Origin of the sequence: Streptomyces cucumeris, from assembly GCF_024295805.1 — a bacterium.
GTDB lineage: Bacteria > Actinomycetota > Actinomycetes > Streptomycetales > Streptomycetaceae > Streptomyces > Streptomyces cucumeris.
In genome coordinates this window covers 222178-244916 of sequence record NZ_JANCLX010000010.1, presented here as the reverse complement: position 1 = coordinate 244916, position 22739 = coordinate 222178, and the positions used below count along the sequence as shown (strand labels likewise).

22 protein-coding genes and 1 pseudogene are annotated in these 22739 nt (G+C 71.6%); 9 read left to right on the top strand and 14 right to left on the bottom strand.

Annotated elements, in window-relative coordinates:
• Positions 1 to 18 precede the first annotated feature (18 nt).
• Positions 19 to 1482 carry a ribosome biogenesis GTPase Der gene (gene der, locus NMK44_RS17980; RefSeq protein ID WP_254744208.1) on the top strand — a complete coding sequence of 488 codons (1464 nt, stop codon included), beginning with the start codon at positions 19 to 21 and terminating at the stop codon, positions 1480 to 1482.
• A 49-nt stretch (positions 1483 to 1531) separates the two neighbouring features.
• Here the strand turns inward: der and NMK44_RS17975 are convergent, their stop codons facing one another.
• Positions 1532 to 1933 (bottom strand): hypothetical protein, encoded by a 402-nt coding sequence (locus NMK44_RS17975; protein ID WP_254744206.1) that lies wholly within the window; start codon positions 1931 to 1933, stop codon positions 1532 to 1534.
• A gap of 62 nt (positions 1934 to 1995) precedes the next feature.
• Positions 1996 to 2898 carry a DUF8842 C-terminal domain-containing protein gene (locus NMK44_RS17970; protein ID WP_254744204.1) on the bottom strand — a complete coding sequence of 301 codons (903 nt, stop codon included), beginning with the start codon at positions 2896 to 2898 and terminating at the stop codon, positions 1996 to 1998.
• Positions 2899 to 3179: 281 nt separating this feature from the next.
• Here NMK44_RS17970 and NMK44_RS17965 point away from each other — a divergent pair, with 281 nt between their 5' ends.
• The 3 genes from NMK44_RS17965 to NMK44_RS17955 all read left to right on the top strand — a co-directional run bounded on the left by NMK44_RS17965 (position 3180) and on the right by NMK44_RS17955 (position 6382).
• Positions 3180 to 4418, top strand: coding sequence for a glycosyltransferase family 4 protein (locus tag NMK44_RS17965; protein ID WP_254744202.1), 1239 nt, complete (start codon positions 3180 to 3182; stop codon positions 4416 to 4418).
• Positions 4419 to 4492: 74 nt separating this feature from the next.
• Positions 4493 to 5353, top strand: coding sequence for a hypothetical protein (locus tag NMK44_RS17960; protein ID WP_254744200.1), 861 nt, complete (start codon positions 4493 to 4495; stop codon positions 5351 to 5353).
• 69 nt (positions 5354 to 5422) lie between these two features.
• Complete coding sequence (locus NMK44_RS17955; RefSeq protein WP_254744198.1) at positions 5423 to 6382, top strand: helix-turn-helix transcriptional regulator; 960 nt, start codon at positions 5423 to 5425, stop codon at positions 6380 to 6382.
• Between the two features lie 29 nt (positions 6383 to 6411).
• On the opposite strand, the gene ctaD is transcribed toward NMK44_RS17955, so the two are convergent.
• From ctaD to gvpO, 9 genes and pseudogenes are all read right to left on the bottom strand, one after another.
• A complete protein-coding gene (ctaD, locus tag NMK44_RS17950; protein WP_254744196.1) occupies positions 6412 to 8097 on the bottom strand; it encodes an aa3-type cytochrome oxidase subunit I in 1686 nt (561 codons plus the stop codon).
• A 95-nt stretch (positions 8098 to 8192) separates the two neighbouring features.
• Positions 8193 to 8471, bottom strand: coding sequence for a gas vesicle protein K (locus NMK44_RS17945; protein WP_254744194.1), 279 nt, complete (start codon positions 8469 to 8471; stop codon positions 8193 to 8195).
• Entirely contained in the window at positions 8468 to 8659 is a 192-nt protein-coding gene (locus NMK44_RS17940) for a gas vesicle protein (protein ID WP_254744192.1), read from the bottom strand. Before NMK44_RS17940 ends, NMK44_RS17945 begins: the two co-directional genes overlap by 4 nt.
• Entirely contained in the window at positions 8656 to 9510 is an 855-nt protein-coding gene (locus tag NMK44_RS17935; RefSeq protein ID WP_254744190.1) for a GvpL/GvpF family gas vesicle protein, read from the bottom strand. The genes NMK44_RS17940 and NMK44_RS17935 overlap by 4 nt, the downstream gene beginning before the upstream one ends.
• A 20-nt stretch (positions 9511 to 9530) precedes the next feature.
• A pseudogene (locus NMK44_RS17930) lies at positions 9531 to 9815 on the bottom strand (gas vesicle protein); the annotation flags it as partial.
• Entirely contained in the window at positions 9812 to 10018 is a 207-nt protein-coding gene (locus tag NMK44_RS17925) for a gas vesicle protein GvpG (RefSeq protein WP_254744186.1), read from the bottom strand. The pseudogene NMK44_RS17930 and the gene NMK44_RS17925, both read right to left, overlap by 4 nt.
• Complete coding sequence (locus NMK44_RS17920) at positions 10018 to 10737, bottom strand: GvpL/GvpF family gas vesicle protein (protein WP_254744184.1); 720 nt, start codon at positions 10735 to 10737, stop codon at positions 10018 to 10020. The genes NMK44_RS17925 and NMK44_RS17920 overlap by 1 nt, the downstream gene beginning before the upstream one ends.
• Entirely contained in the window at positions 10734 to 11198 is a 465-nt protein-coding gene (gene gvpJ, locus NMK44_RS17915) for a gas vesicle protein GvpJ (RefSeq protein ID WP_254744182.1), read from the bottom strand. Before gvpJ ends, NMK44_RS17920 begins: the two co-directional genes overlap by 4 nt.
• Before the next feature lie 63 nt (positions 11199 to 11261).
• Complete coding sequence (gvpO, locus tag NMK44_RS17910) at positions 11262 to 11576, bottom strand: gas vesicle protein GvpO (protein WP_254744180.1); 315 nt, start codon at positions 11574 to 11576, stop codon at positions 11262 to 11264.
• 407 nt (positions 11577 to 11983) lie between these two features.
• Here gvpO and NMK44_RS17905 point away from each other — a divergent pair, with 407 nt between their 5' ends.
• The gene (locus NMK44_RS17905) at positions 11984 to 12199 is read left to right on the top strand and encodes an I78 family peptidase inhibitor (protein ID WP_254744178.1); all 216 of its coding nucleotides are present in this window, start codon (positions 11984 to 11986) and stop codon (positions 12197 to 12199) included.
• 150 nt (positions 12200 to 12349) lie between these two features.
• On the opposite strand, the gene NMK44_RS17900 is transcribed toward NMK44_RS17905, so the two are convergent.
• Together NMK44_RS17900 and NMK44_RS17895 are read right to left on the bottom strand one after the other, a co-directional pair.
• Positions 12350 to 13414 carry a phosphatase PAP2 family protein gene (locus tag NMK44_RS17900; RefSeq protein ID WP_254744176.1) on the bottom strand — a complete coding sequence of 355 codons (1065 nt, stop codon included), beginning with the start codon at positions 13412 to 13414 and terminating at the stop codon, positions 12350 to 12352.
• Positions 13415 to 13690: 276 nt separating this feature from the next.
• A complete protein-coding gene (locus NMK44_RS17895; RefSeq protein WP_374215287.1) occupies positions 13691 to 14878 on the bottom strand; it encodes a putative hexosyltransferase in 1188 nt (395 codons plus the stop codon).
• Between the two features lie 328 nt (positions 14879 to 15206).
• Between NMK44_RS17895 and NMK44_RS17890 the strand changes: the two genes are divergently transcribed.
• Positions 15207 to 16901 carry an MFS transporter gene (locus tag NMK44_RS17890; RefSeq protein ID WP_254744174.1) on the top strand — a complete coding sequence of 565 codons (1695 nt, stop codon included), beginning with the start codon at positions 15207 to 15209 and terminating at the stop codon, positions 16899 to 16901.
• 169 nt (positions 16902 to 17070) lie between these two features.
• A complete protein-coding gene (locus NMK44_RS17885) occupies positions 17071 to 18258 on the top strand; it encodes an acyl-CoA dehydrogenase family protein (protein WP_254744172.1) in 1188 nt (395 codons plus the stop codon).
• A gap of 163 nt (positions 18259 to 18421) precedes the next feature.
• On the opposite strand, the gene NMK44_RS17880 is transcribed toward NMK44_RS17885, so the two are convergent.
• Positions 18422 to 18856: a cell division protein SepF gene (locus NMK44_RS17880; RefSeq protein WP_254744170.1), complete on the bottom strand. Its 435-nt coding sequence runs from the start codon at positions 18854 to 18856 to the stop codon at positions 18422 to 18424.
• A 232-nt stretch (positions 18857 to 19088) separates the two neighbouring features.
• On the opposite strand from NMK44_RS17880, the gene NMK44_RS17875 reads away from it, so the two are divergent.
• On the top strand, positions 19089 to 20336 hold the full coding sequence (locus tag NMK44_RS17875; protein ID WP_254744168.1) for a DUF5685 family protein: 1248 nt from the start codon (positions 19089 to 19091) through the stop codon (positions 20334 to 20336).
• A gap of 442 nt (positions 20337 to 20778) precedes the next feature.
• Positions 20779 to 22719, top strand: a complete 1941-nt coding sequence (locus tag NMK44_RS17870; RefSeq protein ID WP_254744166.1) for an FAD/NAD(P)-binding protein — start codon at positions 20779 to 20781, stop codon at positions 22717 to 22719.
• Positions 22720 to 22739 lie beyond the last annotated feature (20 nt).

Below are 22739 nucleotides of genomic sequence, written 5' to 3'. Positions count from 1 at the left end.
GACGAGGAACGTAACTTCATGAACGACCAGATCCACAGTGGCGGAGACGAGCACGGAGAGCTTGGCGACGCCGAGTACGCGGAGTTCATGGAGCTCGCCGCGCAGGAGGGCTTCGACCTCGAGCAGGTCGAGGGTGACCTCGCCGCGGCCGGACACGGTCCGCTGCCCGTCCTGGCCATCGTCGGCCGCCCCAATGTCGGTAAGTCGACCCTGGTGAACCGGGTCATCGGCCGCCGCGAAGCCGTGGTCGAGGACCGTCCCGGCGTTACCCGGGACCGGGTGACCTACGAGGCCGAGTGGTCCGGCCGCCGCTTCAAGGTCGTCGACACCGGCGGCTGGGAGCAGGACGTGCTCGGCATCGACGCGTCCGTGGCCGCGCAGGCCGAGTTCGCCATCGATGCCGCCGACGCGGTGGTCTTCGTGGTGGACGCCACGGTGGGCGCCACCGACACCGACGAGGCCGTGGTCAAGCTGCTGCGCCGGGCGGGCAAGCCCGTCGTGCTGTGTGCCAACAAGGTCGACGGACCCAGCGGTGAGGCGGACGCCGCCATGCTGTGGTCGCTGGGGCTCGGCGAGCCGCACCCGGTCTCCGCGCTGCACGGCCGCGGCACCGGCGACATGCTGGACGCGGTGCTCGAGGCGCTGCCCGAGGCCCCGGCCCAGACCTTCGGTTCGGCGGTCGGCGGACCGCGCCGCATCGCCCTCATCGGCCGCCCCAACGTCGGCAAGTCCTCCCTGCTGAACAAGGTCGCGGGCGAGGAGCGGGTGGTCGTCAACGAGATGGCGGGCACCACCCGCGACCCCGTCGACGAGCTGATCCAACTCGGCGGCGTGACCTGGAAGTTCGTGGACACCGCCGGTATCCGTCGGCGCGTCCACCTCCAGGAGGGCGCCGACTACTACGCCTCCCTGCGCACCGCCGCGGCCGTGGAGAAGGCCGAGGTCGCGGTCATCCTGATCGACACCAGCGAGTCCATCAGCGTCCAGGACCAGCGGATCATCTCGATGGCGGTCGAGGCCGGACGTGCGATGGTGATCGCCTTCAACAAGTGGGACACCCTCGACGAGGAGCGCCGCTACTACCTCGAGCGCGAGATCGAGACCGAGCTCGGGCAGATCCAGTGGGCGCCGCGGGTCAATGTCTCCGCGCGCACCGGCCGTCATATGGAGAAGCTCGTCCCGGCGATCGAGACGGCGCTGGCCGGCTGGGAGACCCGGGTCCCCACCGGGCGGCTGAACGCCTTCCTGGGCGAGATCGTGGCCTCCCACCCGCACCCGATCCGCGGCGGCAAGCAGCCCCGCATCCTCTTCGGGACGCAGGCCGGAACCCGGCCGCCGCGGTTCGTGCTGTTCGCCTCGGGCTTCCTGGAGGCGGGCTACCGCCGCTTCATCGAGCGGCGGCTGCGCGAGGAGTTCGGCTTCGAGGGGACGCCGATCCAGATCTCGGTGCGGGTGCGCGAGAAGCGCGGCCGCAAGAAGTGAGCCGCGCGGGGTGCCACGCACCCCGCGCGCCCCATCAGGGGGCGCCGGTTCAGTAGTCGTGCCCCCGCCCGTCGCGCCGGCCCGGCGGCAGCGCGGGCAGATAGCCGCGGTAGTACGGACCGCCGGTGTCCCACGAGCCGCCCGGGCCGCCCGCCCGGCCGTGGCCCCCGCTGGTCAGTCCGCGCGGCTGGCCGGGATGGCCGATGGCGCTGAACGCGACGAACTCCAGGTCCTCCTCGTCCGAACGGTCACCGGGCAGCGTCCGGAACAGCCTCCGGTACTCCGCGTAGAGGGCGTCGTAGATCGGCGTGGCGGACTGCCGCCAGGGGTCGGCGGCTGCCTCCAGCGCCGGACGCATCGCCGGGATGTGGCCGTATGAGGGGGAGCGATAGGGGAGGTCGTATGCGTGCACGTAGGTGCCAACGACCCGGCCGCCCGTCGGATGCGGCATCGATGGCGAATGGGCTGCCCGCGGCGGCTGGGCGGGTCCGGGAACGTCGGGGGCCATGGGCGTCAGGTACCCGCGAGCGGCATCGAGGCGCCCGCCAGCGCACCGCTCGCCGCGGCCCGGTCCAGCGCCACGCGCAACTGGTCCTCGCGCGGCTGGGTGCCGATGGTGCCCGCCGGCGCGGCGTAGAGCATCACCTGCTGGGAGCGGTTGACCGCATTGCGCCAGCCCTCGCTGAGCGGCATCGGACGGTGCGCCTGCCACCAGGCCACCGGGGAGCCGCCATGGGCCGAGGGCATCAGCACCGCATGAAGCTGGCCCATGGCGATCAGCACCGACCAGCCGTGGTTGGGTCCGGGCGGCCGGTTCAGATCGACGACCGGTGCGAAGCCCTGCTCGGCGAGGAGGGTCAGGAAGTCATCACTCTGGCTGGAGCCGGGCCGGTTGATCGGGGCCGTCGGCTCGACCACCAGCGCGGGCCGCGCCTCCGCGCCCACCAGCACCACCCCGCTGGTGACCCCGAGCACGGCCTGCGGCGACGGGGCGCGCTCCGGCGACTGCGCGGGCGGCTGGATGGTCTGGGTCCGGGTCCGCGGCGCCTCGGCGTACCCGGACGAGGGGGTGGCGTACCCGGACGGGGCGGCGGCGAACGCCGGGCGCGCTGAGGGATCCATCAGCGGATCGGCCGCCTCCTCCGCGGTGATGGAGCGCACCGCGCCGCGCAACTGCTCCTCGGAGACCGGCACCACCTGGGACGGGACACAGGTGGCGTGCGCGAAGGCGAGCACGGCCGTCTCCTGGCCGACGAAGAGGACGGTGCTGGTCCGCTCCTGGTCGGTGTTGCCCGGGGTGCGGCAGGACGTGCAGTCATAGGCGCCCGGGGCGTTGTCACCGGTGAGCAACCGGTCGGCTTCTTCATCGCCGATCTCGGCACGTACGTCATCGCTGACGTCGAGCATGCGCGGCACGGGTGGCTCCTCGGTTTCGGTCCTGGGCCGGGTGTCTCCCGGCCCGTATGGAGAACAACGGGCCATCCACGGCGGGGGTCACGCCACCCCGGCCGTCCATGGACTCCGATGCGTCAGAACGCCTCGGCGTTCCCTGATTTCGCTACCGATTTCACATCTGTTGTGGAACAAAGCGGTGATGAGGCCCAACCCTGTGATCCGGGGGGCGGTCTTACCCCGTGGTAGGCGGACGAATGACCTGTCCGCGGGGAACCAGCCGGATACGGGGACGACGGGAACGGATGCACATCTCATTCCTGATTCACAACGCGTACGGGATCGGCGGGACGATCCGGACCACGTACAACCTTGCCCGCACCCTGGGCGAACAGCACGATGTCGAGATCGTCTCGGTGTTCCGCCACCGTGATCAGCCGATCTTCGATCCCGGGCCGCATGTGCGGCTCAGCCACCTGGTGGACATTCGCAAGGGAAGTCCCACCTACGACGGAGCGGACCCTGACCACGCCCGCCCCGCCAAGGTCTTCCCCTCCAGCGAGGGCCGTTACAAGCAGTACAGCGCGCTCACCGACCGTCGGATCGCCGAACATCTCCGGCAGTTGGAGGCCGACGTCGTCGTCGGCACCCGGCCCGGACTCAATGTGCACATCGCGCGTGAGGCGCGCCGCGGCCCGGTACGGGTCGGCCAGGAGCACCTGACGCTCAGCACCCACTCCCGGGGACTGAAGCGGGCGCTGCGCGGGGTCTACCCGCGGCTGGACGCGGTGACCACGGTCACCGAGGCGGACGCCCGGACCTACCGCGGCCAGATGCGGCTGCCGGGGGTGCGGATCGAGGCGGTGCCCAACAGCGTGCCCGAGCCAGGTCTGGAGCCCGCCGACGGCACCGGCAAGTGGGTCGTGGCGGCCGGGCGGCTCGCCCCGGTGAAACGGTACGACCTGCTGATACGGGCCTTCGCCAAGGTCAGTGCGGCCCGCCCGGACTGGCGGCTGCGGATCTACGGAGGCGGTGCCCAGCATGACGCGCTGCGCGCGCTGATCGATGAACTCGGCCTGTACAACCATGTGTTCCTGATGGGGCCGGCCAATCCGCTGGACCCCGAGTGGGCCAAGGGCTCCATCGCGGCCGTCACCTCCAGTCTGGAGTCGTTCGGCATGACCATCGTCGAGGCGATGCGCTGCGGACTGCCGGTGGTCTCCACCGACTGCCCGCACGGTCCGGCGGAGATCATCGACAACGGGGTGGACGGCCGTCTGGTGCCCAGCGGTGACGCCGACGCCGTGGCCGGTGCCCTGCTCGACCTGATCAACAACGATGAACTGCGGCAGCAGATGGGGCAGGCGGCGCTGAAGGACGCGGCCCGGTTCGACCCCTCCCGGGTGGCCGGGCGCTATGACTCCCTCTTCGCCGACCTCGTCGCGCGCAGCGGACTGCGCGGCACCCTCCACCGTGCCCGCGGCGGTCTGCTCAGCGGCGCGCTGGTGACGAAGGACTCGCTGCGGAAGGTGCGGCCGGCATGAGCGCCCTGAGCACAGGCGCGTCCACGACGTCAGCGGGGGCCGCGGAGCGAACGCGGCAGGAGCAGGAGGACAGCGTGAACGAGACCGGAGAGGCCGCCCCCACCCGTGCCGACTGCGTGGCGGACTCCGCCGGTGGTCTCACCTTCCACATCTCCGACTGGGTCCGCCCGCAGCCGGGGAGTTACGACGACTGGAGCGGTGCGCTGGTACTGATCCGCCGGGGCTCGGTGGGCTCCGGAGACAGCGAGGTCCGGCTGCCGCTCGGTCCGATCGGCGACGGCCGCCTCCAGGCCGCGCTGCCCAGTACGGTCGCCCTGCCCGAGGGCCGCTGGGATGTCCATGTGGCGTACGGGGAGGAGGAACCGCAGCGGCTGGCGCCGGGGCTGAACGACCTGCGTTCCCTGGTCGACCGCAGACCGGGCCCGAGCACCTCCCCGCTGTCCGTGCGCATCCCCTACGCCACCAAGCACGGCAACCTCTCGCTGCGGAGCTGGCGGCGGGCACCGCACGCCGAGGCCGGGGAGATCCGGCTGGAGGAGGGCGCGATGGCCGTCCACGGGCGGCTGCACCGGGTCCGGGACCCCGCGCAGTGGCTGGACGGGGCGGTCCTGGAGGCGCGCTGCCGTCGTGACCGCGACCGGTTGCGCACGGTGCCGGTCACCGCGGAGGGCGCGGAGTTCTTCTGCACCCTGCCCTTCGCCGAACTGGCCGGGGACTGGGACGGCGAACGGGAGGTCTGGGACCTGAGGCTGCGGTCCGCGGACGCGGAGCAGCCGTCGGTGCGGCTGGCCCGCATCCTGGACGACGTCCCGGACAAGAAGGAGATCTTCACCTATCCGTCCACGGAGCTGACCGCCCCCCACGGCCCGGTGCGGGTGCGTCCGTACTACACCCGGGACAACGACCTGTCGGTGCGGGTCGAGGCACCGGCCTAGAACCGGGCACCCGCCCGGATCAGCCCTTGAGGACGAAAGCTGTCCTCAAGGGCTGACAGACTCGGCTCCATGTTGGAGACCTCGGCACGACTGCTCCGTCTGCTCTCCCTGCTGCAGGCGCACCGCGAATGGTCGGGTGCGGACCTCGCCGACCGGCTCGGGGTGACCCCGCGCACCGTACGCCGTGACATCGACCGGCTGCGCGACCTGGGCTACCCCGTGCACTCCGCGCCCGGTACGGCGGGCGGCTACCAGCTCGGCGCGGGCGCCCAGTTGCCCCCGCTGCTGCTCGACGACGACGAGGCCGTGGCCGTCGCCGTCGGCCTGCGCCAGGCCGCGTGCGGCGGTGTCGACGGGATCGAGGAGACCTCGGTCCGCGCCCTGGCCAAACTGGAACAGGTGCTGCCGGACCGGCTGCGCCGCCGGGTCGGCGCCCTGACCTCGTTCACCGTGCCGATGGTCGGCGGTGTCCCCGGGTCCGGGGTGGATCCGGAGGTGCTGACCGAACTGGCCAACGCCTGCCGGGACAGCCACCGGCTGCGCTTCGAGTACCGCGACCACGGGGGCACCGCCAGCCGCCGTACCGCCGAACCCCACCGGCTGGTCTGCGCCCAGCGCCGCTGGTACCTGGTCGCATGGGACGTGGACCGGGCGGACTGGCGCACCTACCGCGTCGACCGGATCACCCCGACCCCGCCGCACGGCCCCCGGGTGGCCCCGCGCCGTCCGCCCGCCGAGGACCTGGCCGCCTATGTTTCCCGGGGCATCTCCCAGGGCGTCTACGCGGAGCGGGCCACCGTGCTGCTGAAGGTGCCCGTCGAGCGGGCGGCCGAACGCGTCACGCCCTCGGTGGGGGTGCTTGAGGCCGTCGACGAGCACAGCTGTCTGCTGTACACCGGCGCCCACGGACTCGATGTGCTGGCGATCCACATCGTGCTGATGGGCTTCGACTTCGAAGTGCGCGAGCCCGCACCGCTGATCGAGCACCTGAGCCGGATCCGGGACCGGCTGGACCGGGCTCTGGACTGAACCGCGCCCTGGACTGACAGGACGCCCGGTCAGCCGCCGCGCGGCTGCATCCGCTGGTCCTTCTCCCGATCCCGGCGCGCCACCTGCGGATGGTGCAGATCGAAGGCGGGGGACTCGGTGCGGACCCTGGGCAGCGTGGTGAAGTTGTGCCGGGGCGGGGGACAGGAGGTCGCCCACTCCAGCGAGCGGCCGAACCCCCATGGATCGTCCACCGTGACCAGCTTCCCGTAGGCGGCCGTGCGCCAGACGTTGTAGAGGAACGGCAGGGTGGACAGCCCCAGCAGGAACGCCCCGATGGTGGAGACGGTGTTGAGGGCCGTGAAGCCGTCCGCCGCCAGGTAGTCCGCGTAGCGCCGCGGCATCCCCTCCACCCCCAGCCAGTGCTGCACCAGGAAGGTGGTGTGGAAGCCGGTGAAGAGCGTCCAGAAGTGGATCCTGGCCAGCCGCTCGTCCAGCAGTTTCCCGGTGAACTTCGGCCACCAGAAGTAGAAGCCCGCGAACATCGCGAAGACGACCGTTCCGAACACCACGTAGTGGAAGTGGCCGACCACGAAGTAGCTGTCGGTGACCTGGAAGTCGAGCGGGGGCGAGGCCAGGATGACCCCGGTCAGTCCGCCGAACAGAAAGCTCACCAGGAAGCCGACCGCCCACAGCATCGGTGCCTCGAAGGACAGCGAGCCGTACAGCATGGTGCCGATCCAGTTGAAGAACTTCACCCCGGTCGGCACCGCGATCAGGAACGACAGCAGTGAGAAGAACGGCAGCAGCACCGCGCCGGTGGCGAACATATGGTGGGCCCAGACCACCATCGACAGCCCGGTGATGGCCATCGTCGCGCCGATCAGCGTGACATAGCCGAAGATCGGTTTGCGCGAGAAGACCGGGATGATCTCGCTGATGATGCCGAAGAACGGCAGCGCGATGATGTAGACCTCGGGATGGCCGAAGAACCAGAACAGATGCTGCCACAGCAGGGATCCGCCGAACCGGGCGTCGAAGACCACCGCCCCGAACCGCCGGTCCGCCTCCAGCGCCAGCAGCGCCGCGGCCAGCACCGGGAACGCCATCAGGATCATGATCGAGGTGAAGAGGGTGTTCCAGGTGAAGACGGGCATCCGGAACATCGTCATCCCCGGGGCGCGCATCACCATGATGGTGGTGAGGAAGTTGACCGCGCCCAGGATCGTGCCGAACCCCGCCAGCGCCAGCCCCATGATCCACATATCGGCACCCACCCCGGGGGAGCGGACCGCGCTGTTCAGCGGAGCGTAGGCGGTCCAGCCGAAGTCGGCGCCGCCGCCGGGCACCATCAGACCGCACACCACCATCAGCCCGCCGAACAGGAACAGCCAGTACGAGAGCATGTTCAGCCGGGGGAAGGCCACGTCCGGCGCACCGATCTGCAACGGCATGATCTCGTTGGCGAACCCCGCGAAGGTCGGGGTCGCGAACAGCAGCAGCATGATGGTGCCGTGCAGGGTGAACGCCTGGTTGTACGCCTCCTGGGAGAGGAGCTGGATCCCCGGCCGGGCCAACTCGGCCCGCATCACCAGCGCCAGCACCCCGCCGATCAGGAAGAAGCCGAACGATGTGATCAGGTAGAGATGGCCGATCTTCTTGTGGTCGGTGGTGGTCAGCCAGTCCACGACCACCCGGCCCCGGCGCGGCAACCGGACCCCGGCACCGGCCGGCGCCCGCGCGGTGTCCGTCGTCATCGAGGGCTCCCTCCGCGTTCCGGGGACCGGGTGCGACACGGCTTCCCGCCATGATCACCCGGTGGACGCCCCGATCCGCGGAGGGCTGCCGAGCGTCACTCCCCCGGGGGCAACAGCGGACCGAGTGGCCCAAGGTCCATATTGAGATCGGACGGCGCGATTCCGTAGCGCTCGCACAGCCCGCCCATCCGGTCCTCCAGCAGCATCAGCGTCAGCCCGATCCGCTCCTCCTGGTCCTCCGTCAGATCGCCCTGGTCCACCCGGCGCAGCGCCTGCCGCTCCATGAGCTGGCGCAGCAGCTCCACGACGGTCAGCACCAGCTTCATCAGATCGCGTTCGACGGTGTCCTGGTCCAGCTCCACCTTCCGGCTCACGGTTCCTCCCAGGGGGACGGCACGTTCTCGTTCACCGAGCTGATGAGCGCGCGCAGATCGATCCGGACGAGGTCGACATCGGCGATCCGCAGGGTGAGGTCACCGGTGATCACCACACCGCCCGCGAGCAGCCGGTCCAACAGATCCACCAGGGCGATCTCCCGGTGGGCCAGGGGGCTCGTGGTCATACGCCGGACCGCCCCGGCCGGTCCGCACCGGGTCCGCCGCCCCCACCGTCCGGCGCCCCCGCGGTGTCCTCGCTGAACGGGGCGACGAAGGAGTACGGCACCCAGGGGCCGGTCAGTTCCAGCCGCACCCCGGCCGAACTCCGGGCCAGCTCCTCCACCCGCCCGGCGAACGCGGGGCTCTCCGCACGCGGCAGCAGATACGCGGCGTTGAGCACATTGCGGTCCGCCTCACCGGAGATCCGGCCGTCCTGCGGGGGATGCAGCCGGGTCTGTTCGGCAAGGGCGCACAGCGCTTCGTGCACCTGCCGCGCACCGTCCTCGCTCCGCCCCCAGCGCTCCGCGGACGCCTGCCGTTCGGCCCGTCGCCTGCGCAGATAGTCACGGCCGGAGACGGCGGCGGTGGGCGCGGCGGCCGGTTCGGCGGGCGGCGGCGCCGCGGCGTAGACCTTGACGCCCCATTCGACCCGGCCGTCCAACCGGTCCAGCGCCTCGGTGAACCGCTCCCGGCCGGTCTCGACCATGCGCCGCAGACCCTCCTCGCCACGGCAGACGGTGGCCAGCCGGACCGGCACCACCCCGCTGTCCGCACCGGCGGCGTCCACCACACGGGCATGGGCGCGGGCGATCCGCTCCAGCCACTCCAGCTTCTCCAGCCGTTCCTTCAGCGGCCCCTCGTCGAACTCCCCGGCCGGTACCGGGCCCGCCACCACGGCGAGACCGAGGTGGACGACGGCGCGCACCGGTTCGCCCGCCACCCCGTGCACTCCGTCCAGGGCCGCGTCCAGCGCCCCGGTGTCGCGTACGACCGCGTAGGCGTACTGGAGTCCGTCCGCCCGCAGCGCTTCGGTCATCAGCCCTCTTCCCGCCCTTCCAGCTCGTCCCGGCGGGCGCGCGACGAGAGCGAGGGGTCGTGCTCCCACCAGTCGATGCCCATTTCCCTGGCCTTGTCGACAGAGGCCACGATCAGCCGCAGTTTGATCGTGAGCAATTCGATGTCGAGCAGATTGATACGGATGTCGCCCGCGATGACCACACCCTTGTCGAGCACCCGCTCCAGGATGTCGGCCAGATTGGCCCCACTCTCGCCCCGGGCGGACAGCCCGCCCGGGGCGGGGCCGCGGGACGCCAGGGGGGAGCCGTAGGCGGTGGTGGTCATAGGGTCCCGTTCGCCCATCGGCGCGCCTCCTCCATCCGGTCGAGCAGCACGTCCTCCTGCCGCTCGAACTCCTCCTCGTCGATCAGCCCCTCATCGAGCCGGGTCTCCAGGGCGATCAGCGCGCCCTGGATGTTCGCGGGGTTGTAGTACTCCCGCTCGGCCTGGGTGAGGAGCTGCCGGAGCGTCCAGCCGATCAGCAGCATCAGGAATCGACGAAGCTGTACGGCGGCAGCGGCCCGTTGACCCGGAGCTTCAGCCGGGGATGGGCCTTCTCCAGCCCGCTCACCGCCGACAGCAGGGGCTCGGTGGCGTCCTTGGCCAGCAGGACGGACAGGCTGAGGAACCAGCCGCCGCTCTCCGGACCGGGACGCACCGCCTCGGCGGCGGGTGCCAGGGTCTCCTCCACGATCTGCGCGTCGCGCGTCTGCCGTGCCTGGACCGCGGCGGCCACCAGCTCGCCGAAGCGCACCCGGTCCTCGTAGGTGCCACCGCCCGAGGCCCGGTTGGCCTCCGCCATCATCCGCAGCTCGGGCTCCTCCGAGAGCACCTGGTGCAGTACGGCGTTCTCGTCATGGACCGCCTTGACGTTGTACTCCACCCGGTCCGCGAGCCGGGAGAGCTGTTCGTGGTAGCGGTCGGCGTGCTCGGACAGCACCGTGCGCACATCGTCGTCGCTGGTCGACACCGAGCCGAAGCGCATCGGCAGCACCGGGTGGGCGTCGCCCACCTCGGCCAGCACATGCTGATGGGCCAGCAGATCGCGGCGCCGCGGCTTGAGTTCGGCCGGGCAGTCGCTGACGATCGCGGACAGCTCGCCCTCGGTGAGCGCGCGGACGGGCAGCGGGGGGTCGCCGATACCGCGCAGCCGGTCGCCGAGGCCGGAGACCTCGCCCCGCGCGATGCCGTAGACGTAGGTGCTCACTCGGTCTCCTCCGCCTTCTTCGACGACGTCTTGCGGGTGGTGGTGCGGCGACTGCGGCTGCGGGCGGGCTCCTCCTCACGCTCGCGCTCATCGCCGCGGAGCGCCTCGGCGACGGTGCTGGCCGCCTTGCTGACCGTCTCGCCCGCGCCGGACAGCGCCCCCTTGGTCTTGCTGCGCGCGGCGCCCTCGGTGGCGCCGTCGAGGATCTCGGGGATACCGGGGGACTTGTTGGGGCCGGATTCCAGGTCGAGCCGGTTGCACGCCTCGGCGAAGCGCAGATAGGTGTCCACACTGGCCACCACGACCCGTACGTCGATCTTGAGTATCTCGATGCCGACGAGGGAGACGCGGATGAAGGCGTCGATCACCAGCCCGCGGTCGAGGATGAGTTCCAGGACGTCGTAGAGGCCACTGCTGCCGCCCCCGCCCCTGGACTGCTGTGCCGGAACTGCGGTCGTCATGTCGTTGGTTCCTCTCGGCTCCGGGCGACTGGCGTCCGGGTGGGCCCGTGGCCCTCCGTACGGTCAGCCGCGGTCACTTCGCCCGCGCTCGTAGCGGCGGAGGCGGCGGTATCCGGTGAGCACGCCGTCCGGGTCGAGAGTCAGCTCGTACAGAGCCATCAGACTCATCGTCTCCGGTACCCGGGCCAGCTCCACCACTTCGGCGTCCAGCACCCATCCCTCCTCGGTCCGCTCCATCCGCGGCACCGATTCGGGAACGAGGCCCGTCAGCTCGGCGAGCTGGTCACGGGCAGAGCGCAGGAGAGCCATCGGAGTCATACCGCCGGTCGCCTTCTTCTCGTCGCGGGGTTCATGGCGTGAGTCAGTCGAGTCAGTCATGTTTGCTCCGGGTGCGGCGGGTACCGCGTGCGTCCCCGGGTAAACCTGACGGTTCGCTATCGGCGATTTGTGGTGGAATTGTGTGCTCCGGCTGCTTCCGGGTGGTGTCCGGGCGATGTTTATCCGTCTGCTGTTCCATTTGTTCGACAGAGGGATCGGCGGAGAGATCGGAGAGCCCGCTTCCTATACCAGGCCAGCGCCTTTGGCATCGGAAATCAGCGAAAGCGGCCGCCCGCCCGAGAGCCGTCAACATGAGCCCCGGAAGAGTGACAAAGTCACGGACAAACCCGGGCGTGTTTTCTGTGACACAAGTGTGACGAGTGACGGACCCGGGGCGGATGAGGCAGTGCTCACCGTGATCCAGCTCTCGCTTTCCCGTCCCTTTGAAGCCGCCTACGGTGGCTGTCATGGGACCTGTACCGAACCCTCCGGCCGAACCCGAGGACGACCTCGACAGCTATGTGGGACTCGATGCCGCAACCGCCGAGGACCGGGCGCGGGAGCGCGGCTGGACCACCGTGCGTAGGGTGCCGCCGGGCGCGATCATCACCATGGAATACCTCTTCGGACGTATCAACTTCGAGGTCGCCGAAGACGTCGTACGGCGCTGCTGGCGCGGCTGAGTCACCCCGGGGCCCCGCGGAGGCCCCGCGGGCCCTTTCGGCGGCACGACAACGGCCCCGGACGCTCTCGGTGGAGCGTCCGGGGCCGTCGTACGCGGTCTGCGGGGGCGGGGAGGTCTGTGCGTACCGTCCGCCCGGCCGGGCCGGGGGCTAGCCGCCGGTGGCCGTCGTCCGCCCGCGGCCCGTGGTGGAGCCGAAGGGCGTGCCGGCCGCACGGGGCACCCGGTCGGAGTGCGGCGGACGGCGGCTGCCGCCCGGGGTGACCGGGGGCCGCTCGGAGCGGGTGGTGTGCTGGTGCTGGCGGACCGGGTGGTGCTGACGGGGCTCGGCGATCCGCGCGGTGGGACCGGCCGGGCGGCCGTTCCCGGCCACGCCCACCGGCTCGCGCGGCGGCAGTTCGTCGTCCTGGGCGGTCCGCGGGGTGGCGAGGATGGATCCGGCCACCGGGCGCGCGGCGGGAACACGGACCGGCACCGGCGCCTTGCCGCTGTGCTGGCGCAGCCGGTGCCACATCTCCAGCAGCAGCACCTCGGCGCGGTACATCACCGGCTCCAGCCAGGGCAGGGCCAGCAGCACCAGCACCCCGGCGGCCCAGCCCAGCACCACATCGCTCAGCCAGTGGGTACCGAGGTAGACGGTGGTCATGCCGACGCCGAAGGCGAAGCCCGTGGCGATCAGCGAGGCGATCCGGCGGGCCAGCGGCGTGGTCGCCAGATAGGCCAGCACACCCCAGGTGACCACGGCGTTCGCGGTGTGACCCGAAGGAAATATATCGCCGTTGGCCCACATCTCATTGGAGCCGACGGTGGTCGCGTAGTGCGGACCGAGCCGTCCGAAGCCCAGCTTCACCGCACCCACGGTGAAGTTCAGCAGCAGCAGCGAGGTGCCGAGCACCAGCAGCGGCCGCATGGTGCGCTGCCGGTGGCAGCACCATCCCAGCCAGGCGGCGACCGCGACGGCGGTGGGGCCGCGCTGGCCCATGACCACGAAGTAGTCCAGGAAGGTGTGGAACTCCGGCCACTGCTTGTAGGGCCGGAACAGCATGACCTGCCAGTCCAGCTTCACCAGCCACGAGGTGGTGAGGACGCCGATGACCGTGGCCGCGTAGACCGCCAGCGTGGACCCGAGCAGCCAACGGCGGGTCCGGGTCATGCGCGGTCGCGCGAGATCGGTCGGGCGCTCCTCCGCCTCGGGGAGCTTCTCTTCGGTACGCACCTAATCGACGTTACATTGCGTGACAGGCGGGTTCGGTCGATCAGGTCGCTTTGTGATGACGATGTGATGTGGAGTTCGTCTCGTCGGCCGCTTATGAAGGTGCCATTCCGACGTAATCCACGAGGCCTCGGAAGTATTGCGCGCACAGCGTTCCTATCCGCGACCCGCGGGGCCTTTATGGAGTTCTTACAGCGGCGTTTATCGGTGATTAGCTGTGCCGTTCCCACCCGTTTCCCGGGTGGCGGTCCCGCTGTCGCCCGGACCGGAGCGGGCTGATCAGGGCGGCCCCGAACCATGCAGCCAGAACGCCCCGTAGAGCGCGGAGCCCAGTCCGACGGAGCCCAGGATCAGTGCCGTACGCGCCGGACGGAGCCGGGCCAGCGCCAGCGCGAGCGGCAGCAGCAGCGGGAACGCCGGCATCAACAGCCGTGGTTTGGAGCAGAAGTAGCCCTTCGCGGTCAGCGCGAGCACCAGCACCGAGCCGCAGTACGCCAGCACCGGCAGCGGCTGGCCCTGCCGCACTCCGCGCGCGAACAGCCACAGCAGTGCCGCGACCCCGGCCAGCAGCGCCAGCCCGGCGGGGAACGCCGGGCCCGTCAGCATCCCGCCGATGAAACCGGCGAAGGCGAGGCCCCCGTCGAAGCCGTTCCCCCAGCCGCTCTGGATCTCGAAGTAGCCGGTAACACTGCCGGTCTCGAAGCCGACCCACCCCACATAGGCGAGCCAGCCCAGCGGGGCCAGCACCACTCCGGCGAGCAGCTCGGGATCGGTGCGCCGGGCCCGCCGCCACCGGCCCCCGGGCAGCAGCTCCACGGCCGCGGCGATCCACACCGCGGCGACCACCGCCGCCCCCACCGGCCGAGTGAGCCCCGCGAGCGCCGCGAGGGTGCCCGCCGCCAGCCACTGCCGGGTGAGCGTCGCGTAAACCGCCCAGGCGGCCACGGCCGTGAAGAGGGACTCCGAATAGGCCATCGACTGCACGATGCCGACCGGGACCACAGCCCAGGCCACCACCAGCAGGGTTCCCACCCGCCGTCCGTGCAGCAGATCGCCGACCGCGAAGATCCCCCACGCGGCCAGCAGCGAGGTGACACAGCTCACCGCCAGTCCGGCGCCGGCCGCGTCCAGCGGAGATATGGCCGAGATCACCCGCTCCAGTGCGGGCAGCATCGGGAAGAACGCCAGATCCGAATGGATCGAGCCATCCGGCAGCCGCAGTGTGTAGCCGTACCCCTGCTCGGCGATACGGGTGTACCAGAGGGAGTCCCAGCGGGCCGCGAGGAGCTGGTGGGGACTCCTGTCCGCCACCGCCCCCCAGATCGCCAGAACCGCCAGCCCGACCAGGCGCGTCCCCGCATACGCGAGCAGCGCCGGGGCGGCTCGGCGCAGCGCGGCGCGCAGGGTGCGGCCTGGCCGGGCGTCGTCGCCGCACGGCACGGCCGCGGCATGGTCGAGAGCAGTCACGGCGACGATTATCGAGCATGATCCGGACCGGTCGGGACGCCTGTGGACAACCGTGAGACGAACCACGGAAGGACATCCGGGCGCCACCCGTACGACACCGGAAGAAGGGGAGAAACAGGGGGACGAAAAGGGAACGGGGGGACGTACGCCGCCTTATCCGCCGCATGGCCCGGGTGCAACATGACCTGCGGCACACGGTCGGCGCGGCGACTCGCGTACCCTGACCTCTCACTCGAGCCTTCGCCACCGGGTCACCGGACGCGTCCCCACGACGTGACGTCTCCGCCCTCCCGGGCGGACCGCGAGCGCAAGACAGGGAGGTGCGTACATGTCCGGGACGACCACGGGCCGCGAACAGCGGACGGCGGGCGTTCCCCGGCAATGGCGCGGGACCGAAGCGGGCGGCGGTGCGAACCGCTGGGTCGTCCTGCTCGTGCTCTGCGTCAGCCTGCTGCTGGTGGCCGTCGACGCCACCGTGCTGCACGTCGCGGTCCCCGCCGTCACCGAGGACCTGCGCCCCGGCTCGATCGAGCTGCTGTGGATCGTGGACGCCTACCCGCTGGTATGCGCGTCCCTGCTGATCCTCTTCGGCACCCTCGGCGACCGCGTCGGCAGACGCCGGGTGCTGCTGCTCGGCTACGGGCTGTTCGGCGCGGCCTCGGCTCTCGCGGCCTTCGCGGACACCCCCCAGACCCTCATCGTGGCCCGCGCCCTGCTGGGCGTCGGCGGCGCGATGATCATGCCCGCCACCCTGTCGATCCTGCGCCAGGTCTTCCCCGACCGCCGGGAGCGCGCCCTCGCCATCGGTATCTGGAGCGCGGTGGCCGCGGTCGGCGCGGCCGTCGGCCCGCTGCTCGGCGGCTTCCTGGTCGAGCACTTCTGGTGGGGCTCGGTCTTCCTGATCAACATCCCGCTGATGGTGGTGGCCCTGCCGGTGGGCCGCTGGCTGCTGCCGGAGTCCACCGGTGAGCGCGACGGACCGTGGGACGTGCTGGGCGCCGTCATGGCGGCCGGCGGACTGTTCTGCGTGGTCTTCGGCGTGAAGCGGGTGGGCAGCGGCTTCGGTCTGCTGGAGCCGCTCACCGCGCTCCCGGCGGTGTGCGGTGTCCTGCTGCTGGTCCTCTTCGTCCGGCGTCAGCGGCGCCGGACGCACCCGCTGGTCGATCTCAATCTGTTCGCCCGCCCGGCCTTCTCGATCTCGGTCGGCTGTATCGTCCTGGCGCTGCTCGCGCTCGTCGGCCTGGAGCTCATAGCCGCCCAGTACCTCCAGCTCGTGCTGGGACTCACCCCGCTGGAGACCGGGCTGCGGCTGCTGCCGCTCACCTTCGCCGCGATGGCCGCCGGACTCGCGGGGTCCCGGATGCTCCAGGGCCTCGGCCCGCGCACCATGGTGGCGCTCGGCTTCGGGCTCACCGCCGCCGCGGTGCTCACCCTCACCGTCATGGGCCAGGGCGACCGGCCCGCGGTGCTCATCGGCGCCTTCGTCGTCCTCGGCTTCGGCCTGGAGATGACCCTCTTCGGTGCCTATGAGTCCATGCTCAACGAGGCGTCCGCGGAGTCGGCCGGTGGCGCCGCCGCCATCGGCGAGACCTCCTACCAGCTCGGCGCGGGTATCGGCATAGCGCTGCTGGGCAGCGTGATGAACGCCGCCTACAAGCCGGGAGTCTCCTCGGTCACCGGGGTGCCGCACCACGCCAGCGCCGACGCCGGGGAGTCGCTGGGCGCGGCCTACGAGGTCTCCCACGATCTCGGCGGGGCCGCCGGAGAAGCGCTGCGCGCCGCCGCCCGCGCCGCCTTCGTCCACGGACTGCACGTCACACTCGTGGTCAGCGCGGGACTGCTGCTGCTCGGCGCGCTGGCCGCGCTGCGGCTGCCGAAGACCATGGAGTGCGCACCCGCCGAGGAGGCGTCCGCACCGGGCGCCGCCGCGGACGCGCCGGGCGGCGCGGACCGGGTGCAGGCCAAGGAGGCCCCGGCCCGCCGCGACCGCGCGGCTGTCGTGGGCGCCGATTCCACCGGCTGACCTGGCGCGGGGCCGCCAGGACGGGCCCGAGTGGGTCTGGACGGCGGACGGGGCCCGGCCGTAGCGTCGGATCCGACACGGATGATCAGTCGGCCGTCGGGGCGGAGGGCGCGCCCGGCGACCGGTGGACGTCCGCCGCACCCGCCGTACGCACCGGAGGCCGCTACCCATGTCCGCTGGCACCCTGCCGCCGTTCGACCCGAGCGATCCGCTGGGCATCGACGACCTCCTCGGAGCTGAGGACCTGGCGGTCCGCGACACCGTGCGACAGTGGGCCGCCGACCGCGTCCTGCCGCAGATCGCCGACTGGTACGAGCGCGGCGAACTGCCCGGTATCCGTGAGCTGGCCCGTGAGCTGGGCTCGATCGGCGCGCTCGGGATGTCCCTGACGGGCTACGGCTGCGCGGGCGCCAGCGCCGTCCAGTACGGACTGGCCTGTCTGGAGCTGGAGGCCGCCGACTCCGGGATCCGTTCCCTGGTCTCGGTGCAGGGCTCGCTGGCGATGTACGCGATCCACCGCTTCGGCTCCGAGGAGCAGAAGCAGCGGTGGCTGCCGGGGATGGCCTCCGGCGAGATCATCGGCTGCTTCGGGCTCACCGAGCCCGACATCGGCTCCGATCCGGCCGCCATGCGCACCCACGCCAAACGGGACGGCTCCGACTGGGTGCTGACGGGCCGCAAGATGTGGATCACCAATGGCTCGGTGGCCGGGGTCGCGGTGGTCTGGGCCCGCACCGACGACGGCATCCGCGGGTTCGCCGTCCCCACCGACACCCCGGGCTTCTCGGCCCCCGAGATCAAGCACAAGTGGTCGCTGCGCGCCTCGGTCACCAGCGAACTGGTGATGGACGAGGTACGGCTGCCCGCCGACGCGGTGCTGCCCGGCGGCACCGGGCTGCGCGGACCGCTGAGCTGTCTGAGCCATGCCCGCTACGGCATCGTCTGGGGCGCGATGGGCGCCGCGCGGGCGTCGTTCGAGGCGGCGCTCGACTACTCCCGGACCCGGGAGCAGTTCGGCCGGCCGATCGGGGGCTTCCAGCTCACCCAGGCCAAGCTGGCCGATATGGCGGTGGAGCTGCACAAGGGCGTTCTGCTCGCCCACCACCTGGGCCGGCGGATGGACGCGGGACGGCTGTGTCCCGAGCAGGTCAGCTTCGGCAAGCTGAACAATGTGCGGGAGGCGATCGAGATCTGCCGCACCTCACGGACCATCCTGGGCGCCAACGGGATCTCGCTGGAGTACCCCGTGATGCGGCACGCCACCAACCTCGAGTCGGTGCTGACCTACGAGGGCACCGTCGAGATGCACCAGTTGGTGCTCGGCAAGGCGCTCACCGGCCTCGACGCCTTCCGCTGAGCCGCGGAGGCCTCCAGCCCGGGCGAGTGAACCGAAGGGGCGCGACCCTGCCGAAAGGGAGAGCGCGCGGAGGCCGCGAGGTACGAGTGGCCGAGCACGGTCGACCGTCGGCAGGGGCTTCAGCGCCCCGGAGGAGAACCGAGCCCCTGGAAAAGGGGGGGGCTCAGCTCTGGTTGAAGAAGCCGCCGATCGAGCGCTGGGTCTCACCGCTGACGATCTGGTAGTCCGCCGGGGTGAGCAGGAAGACACGGTTGGCGACGCGCTCGATGGAACCGCGCAGCCCGAACGTCAGCCCCGCGGCGAAGTCGACGACGCGCTTGGCGTCGGCGGACTCCATCGTCGTCAGGTTGACGATGACCGGGACCCCCTCCCGGAACAGCTCACCGATGCCCCGGGCGTCCCGGAAGCCGTCCGGGGTGACCGTGGCGATACGTGTGCCCTGGTCCTGCGCGGCCTGGTCGGCCACCCGCACGCGCGGGTCGGTCACCCAGGAGTCGCCGGGCTCGGGCCCCTCGGCGTAGTCGTCGTCGTAGTAGCGCTCGTCATCGCTGTCGTCGACGAGGCCAAGCCAGGCACTCGCCTTGCGTACCGATCCCATGGACGCCTCCTTTCGCTAACGGTGTGTACTGTCCGCCCCTCCATGGTCGTCCATGATGCGGATGGTGTGCCACGTGGATTGCGGCCGCACAGGGGATTCGTGACGTTACTGGTGCACAACGCCTGGCGCCATATCAGAGTTCCACCTGCTTAAGGGGGCTGACGGGGTGCTGGGTAGACTCCGCCGGGCCGGACGGGTGACGTCGGGGACGTACGGGTGAACGGGGATCTTCGTGTTTGGCATTATCCGGCCTTGCCGCCATCGGCTGTCGGAAAACCTGCGGACCGAATGGATGGCGCATCTGTGCGGGTTGTGCCTCGCGTTGAGGGGCGATCACGGGCAGTTCGCCCGGGTTGCCACTAATTACGACGGTCTGGTGATCTCGGTACTGGTCGAGGCCCAGACCGGAGCCTCCGACAGCGGGCGGCGTACGGCGGGGCCGTGTCCGCTGCGCGGGATGCGCACCGCTTCCGTCGCCCAGGGCGAGGGCGCCCGGCTCGCCGCCACCGTCTCACTGGTGCTGGCCTCGGCGAAGATGCGTGACCATGTGGATGACGGCGACGGGGCGTTGGCCCGGCGGCCGGTCGCCGCGGCCGCCCGCCGGGTCGCCGCCCGCTGGGACCGGGCCGGGGCGCGCAGCGGTGCCGAGATCGGCTTCGACACGGCCGTGCTGCTCGACGCGGTCGGCCGGCAGGGCGGCATCGAGGGCGCGGCCGGGATCGGCACCTCACTGCTCACCGTCACCGAGCCGACCGAAACCGCGACGGCGGCGGCTTTCGGCCATACCGCGATCCTGGCCGGGCGGCCGGAGAACCGGGCCCCGCTGGAGGAGGCCGGACGGCTCTTCGGACGGCTGGCCCATCTGCTGGACGCGGTGGAGGACCTGGCCGAGGACGCCGAGACCGGCGCCTGGAACCCGATCGCCGCCACCGGCGCCGATCTCGCCGATGTGCGCAGGCTCTGCGACGACGCGGCGCACGGGGTGCGGCTCGCCCTCCGGGACACCCGGTTCGCGAGCAAGGGTTCGGGCAGGCTGGCGCATGTGCTGCTGGCGCATGAACTGCCGCGCGCGGTGGACCGCGCCTTCGGCACCACCGGCTGTGCGCACACCGTCGAGGCCGCGCCGCCCGGGTCCGGTGCGCCGGAGCTCGAGATGCTCGGCCCCGAGGGATCCCAGGGAGCGCCGCCCCCGCAGTCGCCGTGGATCAACAATCCGCACGGTCCGGGTGGCGCGCCGCCGGAGCCGCCGAACCGGGGCCGCCGCCGGGGGCTGATAGCCGGGTGCGCGGTGTGGTCCGGGCTCTTCTGCACCTGTCAGGTGTGCTGTAAGGATCCGTACCACGACCCGTGGACCGGGGAGCCGCGCGAGGGGCTGTGCCACAAGTGCGATGACTGTTCCGACTGCTGTGACTGCTGCAACTGCTGCGGTGATGGCTGTAACTGCTGCGACTGCGACTGCGGGTGTGACTGCGGCTGCTGAGCGGCGGCCGCGGCCGGGTGCCCGAGGGGAGGGCGACGGGCCGGCACACCGGGACGGGTGTGCCGGCACACGGGTGCCGAAGCGGGTGTGAGGACGCGTGAGAACGCGGATGTACGGGGCCACATCGGACGGAATGTGCGATGGGCGGGCGAAGCCTCCCGAGGCAGCGGAGGCGGGCGATCAGCCCGAACAGGACGACGACCACACCCGACCGAAGTCGATGTGGTCGCGGGTGACCAGTCGCTGCCATGAATACATGCGCCAAGTGGAGCAGCCTTCCGGCCGTGCGTCAACTGAGCTGAGACGCGCTGCTCACAGTTCGGACAGCCTTGACAACCGGCCGTAGGGACGCCTTAATCTCGGCGCCAGGCCGTGCTGAGGGGTGCGGCCGGGTGTGAAGGCCCGCGTTGAGTTCACTCGAAGAACTCACGGAGCCTTTCGTATGTCCGCGATCCCGGACCTGCCCTCCCGACCGCCCCGAACTCCCCGGTCCTCCCTTGCCGCCCGGCCCTCCCGGCCGTCCGCCGTGGTCATCGTCGGTGCGGGCCCGCGCGCCACCGGACTGGTGGAACGGCTCGCCGCCAACGCCCCCGAGCTGTACGGGGCCGGCGCCCCGCCCTTCGCCGTCCACCTGGTCGATCCATACCCGCCCGGCGGCGGCCGTATCTGGCGCCCCGACCAGTCCCCGCTGCTGTGGATGAACTCCATGGCCGAGGACGTCACGATGTTCACCGACGCATCGGTGGAGGGCGAGGGGCCGGTCCGCCCCGGGCCCTCCCTCGCCGAATGGGCCGCCCGGCTCCGCGACGGCGACCTCCCCGACGGCCCGACCGGCACCGTCCCGCCCGAACTCGCCGCCGAGGCCGCCGCGCTGACCGGTGACAGCTTCGCCACCCGGCGGCTGCAGAGCGCCTATCTGCGCTGGGTGTACGAGCGTGCGGTGGCCGCCCTGCCGCCCGGGGTCACCGTCCATGAGCACCGGTACCGCGCGGTACGGATCACCGGGCCGCGCGACGGACGCCAGCAGGTGTGGCTGGAGGGCCGGGCCACCCCCATCACCGCCGACGCGGTGGTCCTCGCCCTCGGCCACCTCGACGCCGAACCCGACGCCGAACAGCGGGCGCTCTCGGCCTTCGCCGCCGAGTACGGACTGGTCCACCTCCCGCCGGAGTTCACCGCCGACAGCGACCTGGACGTACTGCGCCCCGGTGAGCCGGTGCTCGTCCGCGGCCTCGGGCTGGCCTTCGTCGACCTGATGGTGCTGCTCACCGAGGGCCGCGGCGGACGCTACGAACGCGGCCCGGCCGGGGAGCTGAGGTACCGGCCCTCGGGGCGGGAACCCGTGCTGCACGTCGGATCACGCCGTGGCGTCCCGTACCACGCCAAGATCGGCTATCCGCTGGACGGCGAACGGCCGCCGGTGCCGCGCTTCTTCGGCCCCGCCGAGGTGGACGCGCTGCTGCGGCTCCCCGGCGGGCCCGACTTCCGGCATGACATCTGGCCGCTGATCGACAAGGAACTCGGATACGCCCACTACCACCGGCTGTTCACCGCCCACCCCGAGCGCACCACCCTGGAGTGGCGGGTCTTCGAGGAGCGCTACGCCGCCCGCCCGCCCGGCGACCCCGCCCTCGCCGCGCTGATCGCCTCGGCCGTACCCGATCCGGCCGACCGGCTCGACCTCGACGCCCTGGACCATCCGCTGGCCGGGCTGCGGTACCCCGATGAGGAGGCGCTGCAACAGGGGCTGCGCGGATATATCGAGGCCGATCTGGCCCGCCGTCATGACCCTGAGCACAGCCCCGACCTGGCCGTCTTCCTCGCCCTGCTGTCCGTCTACGGGCAGCTCATCCGGCTCGGCGACATCGGCGGCTGGTGGCACGGCTTCTTCAGCTACCTCGCCTCCGGTCCGCCCGGACCACGGCTGGAACAGCTCCTCGCGCTCTCCCGCGCCGGAGTCGTCCGCTTCCTCGGCGCCGGGCTGACCGTGACCACCGACCCCGGACGCGGGGTGTTCCGGGCGTCCGGCGACGGTCTGCCCGGACACACCGTCGAGGCCCGCGCCCTGGTCGAGGCCCGGCTGCCGGAACCCACCGTGGAGCGCAGCCGCGATCCGCTGCTGCGCTCCCTGCACCGCGACGGCGCGGCCGCCACCCCGGCCGGACTGCTCGCCGTCAGCCCCGATGACGGCCGGGTCCTGGACCGGGCCGGACGTCCGCATCCCCGCCGCTTCGCCCTGGGCCCGCACACCGACGCCCGCGCCTCCGGCGCCTTCGCCCGGCCGCGTACCAACGCGCCCGCGTTCCGCCAGAACGACGCGACCGCGCGGGCCCTGCTGCGCTGTCTGCGCGCACTGGCCCACAGCGCCCCGCTCAGCGCCTGAGCGCGACCGCTCTGCCCCTT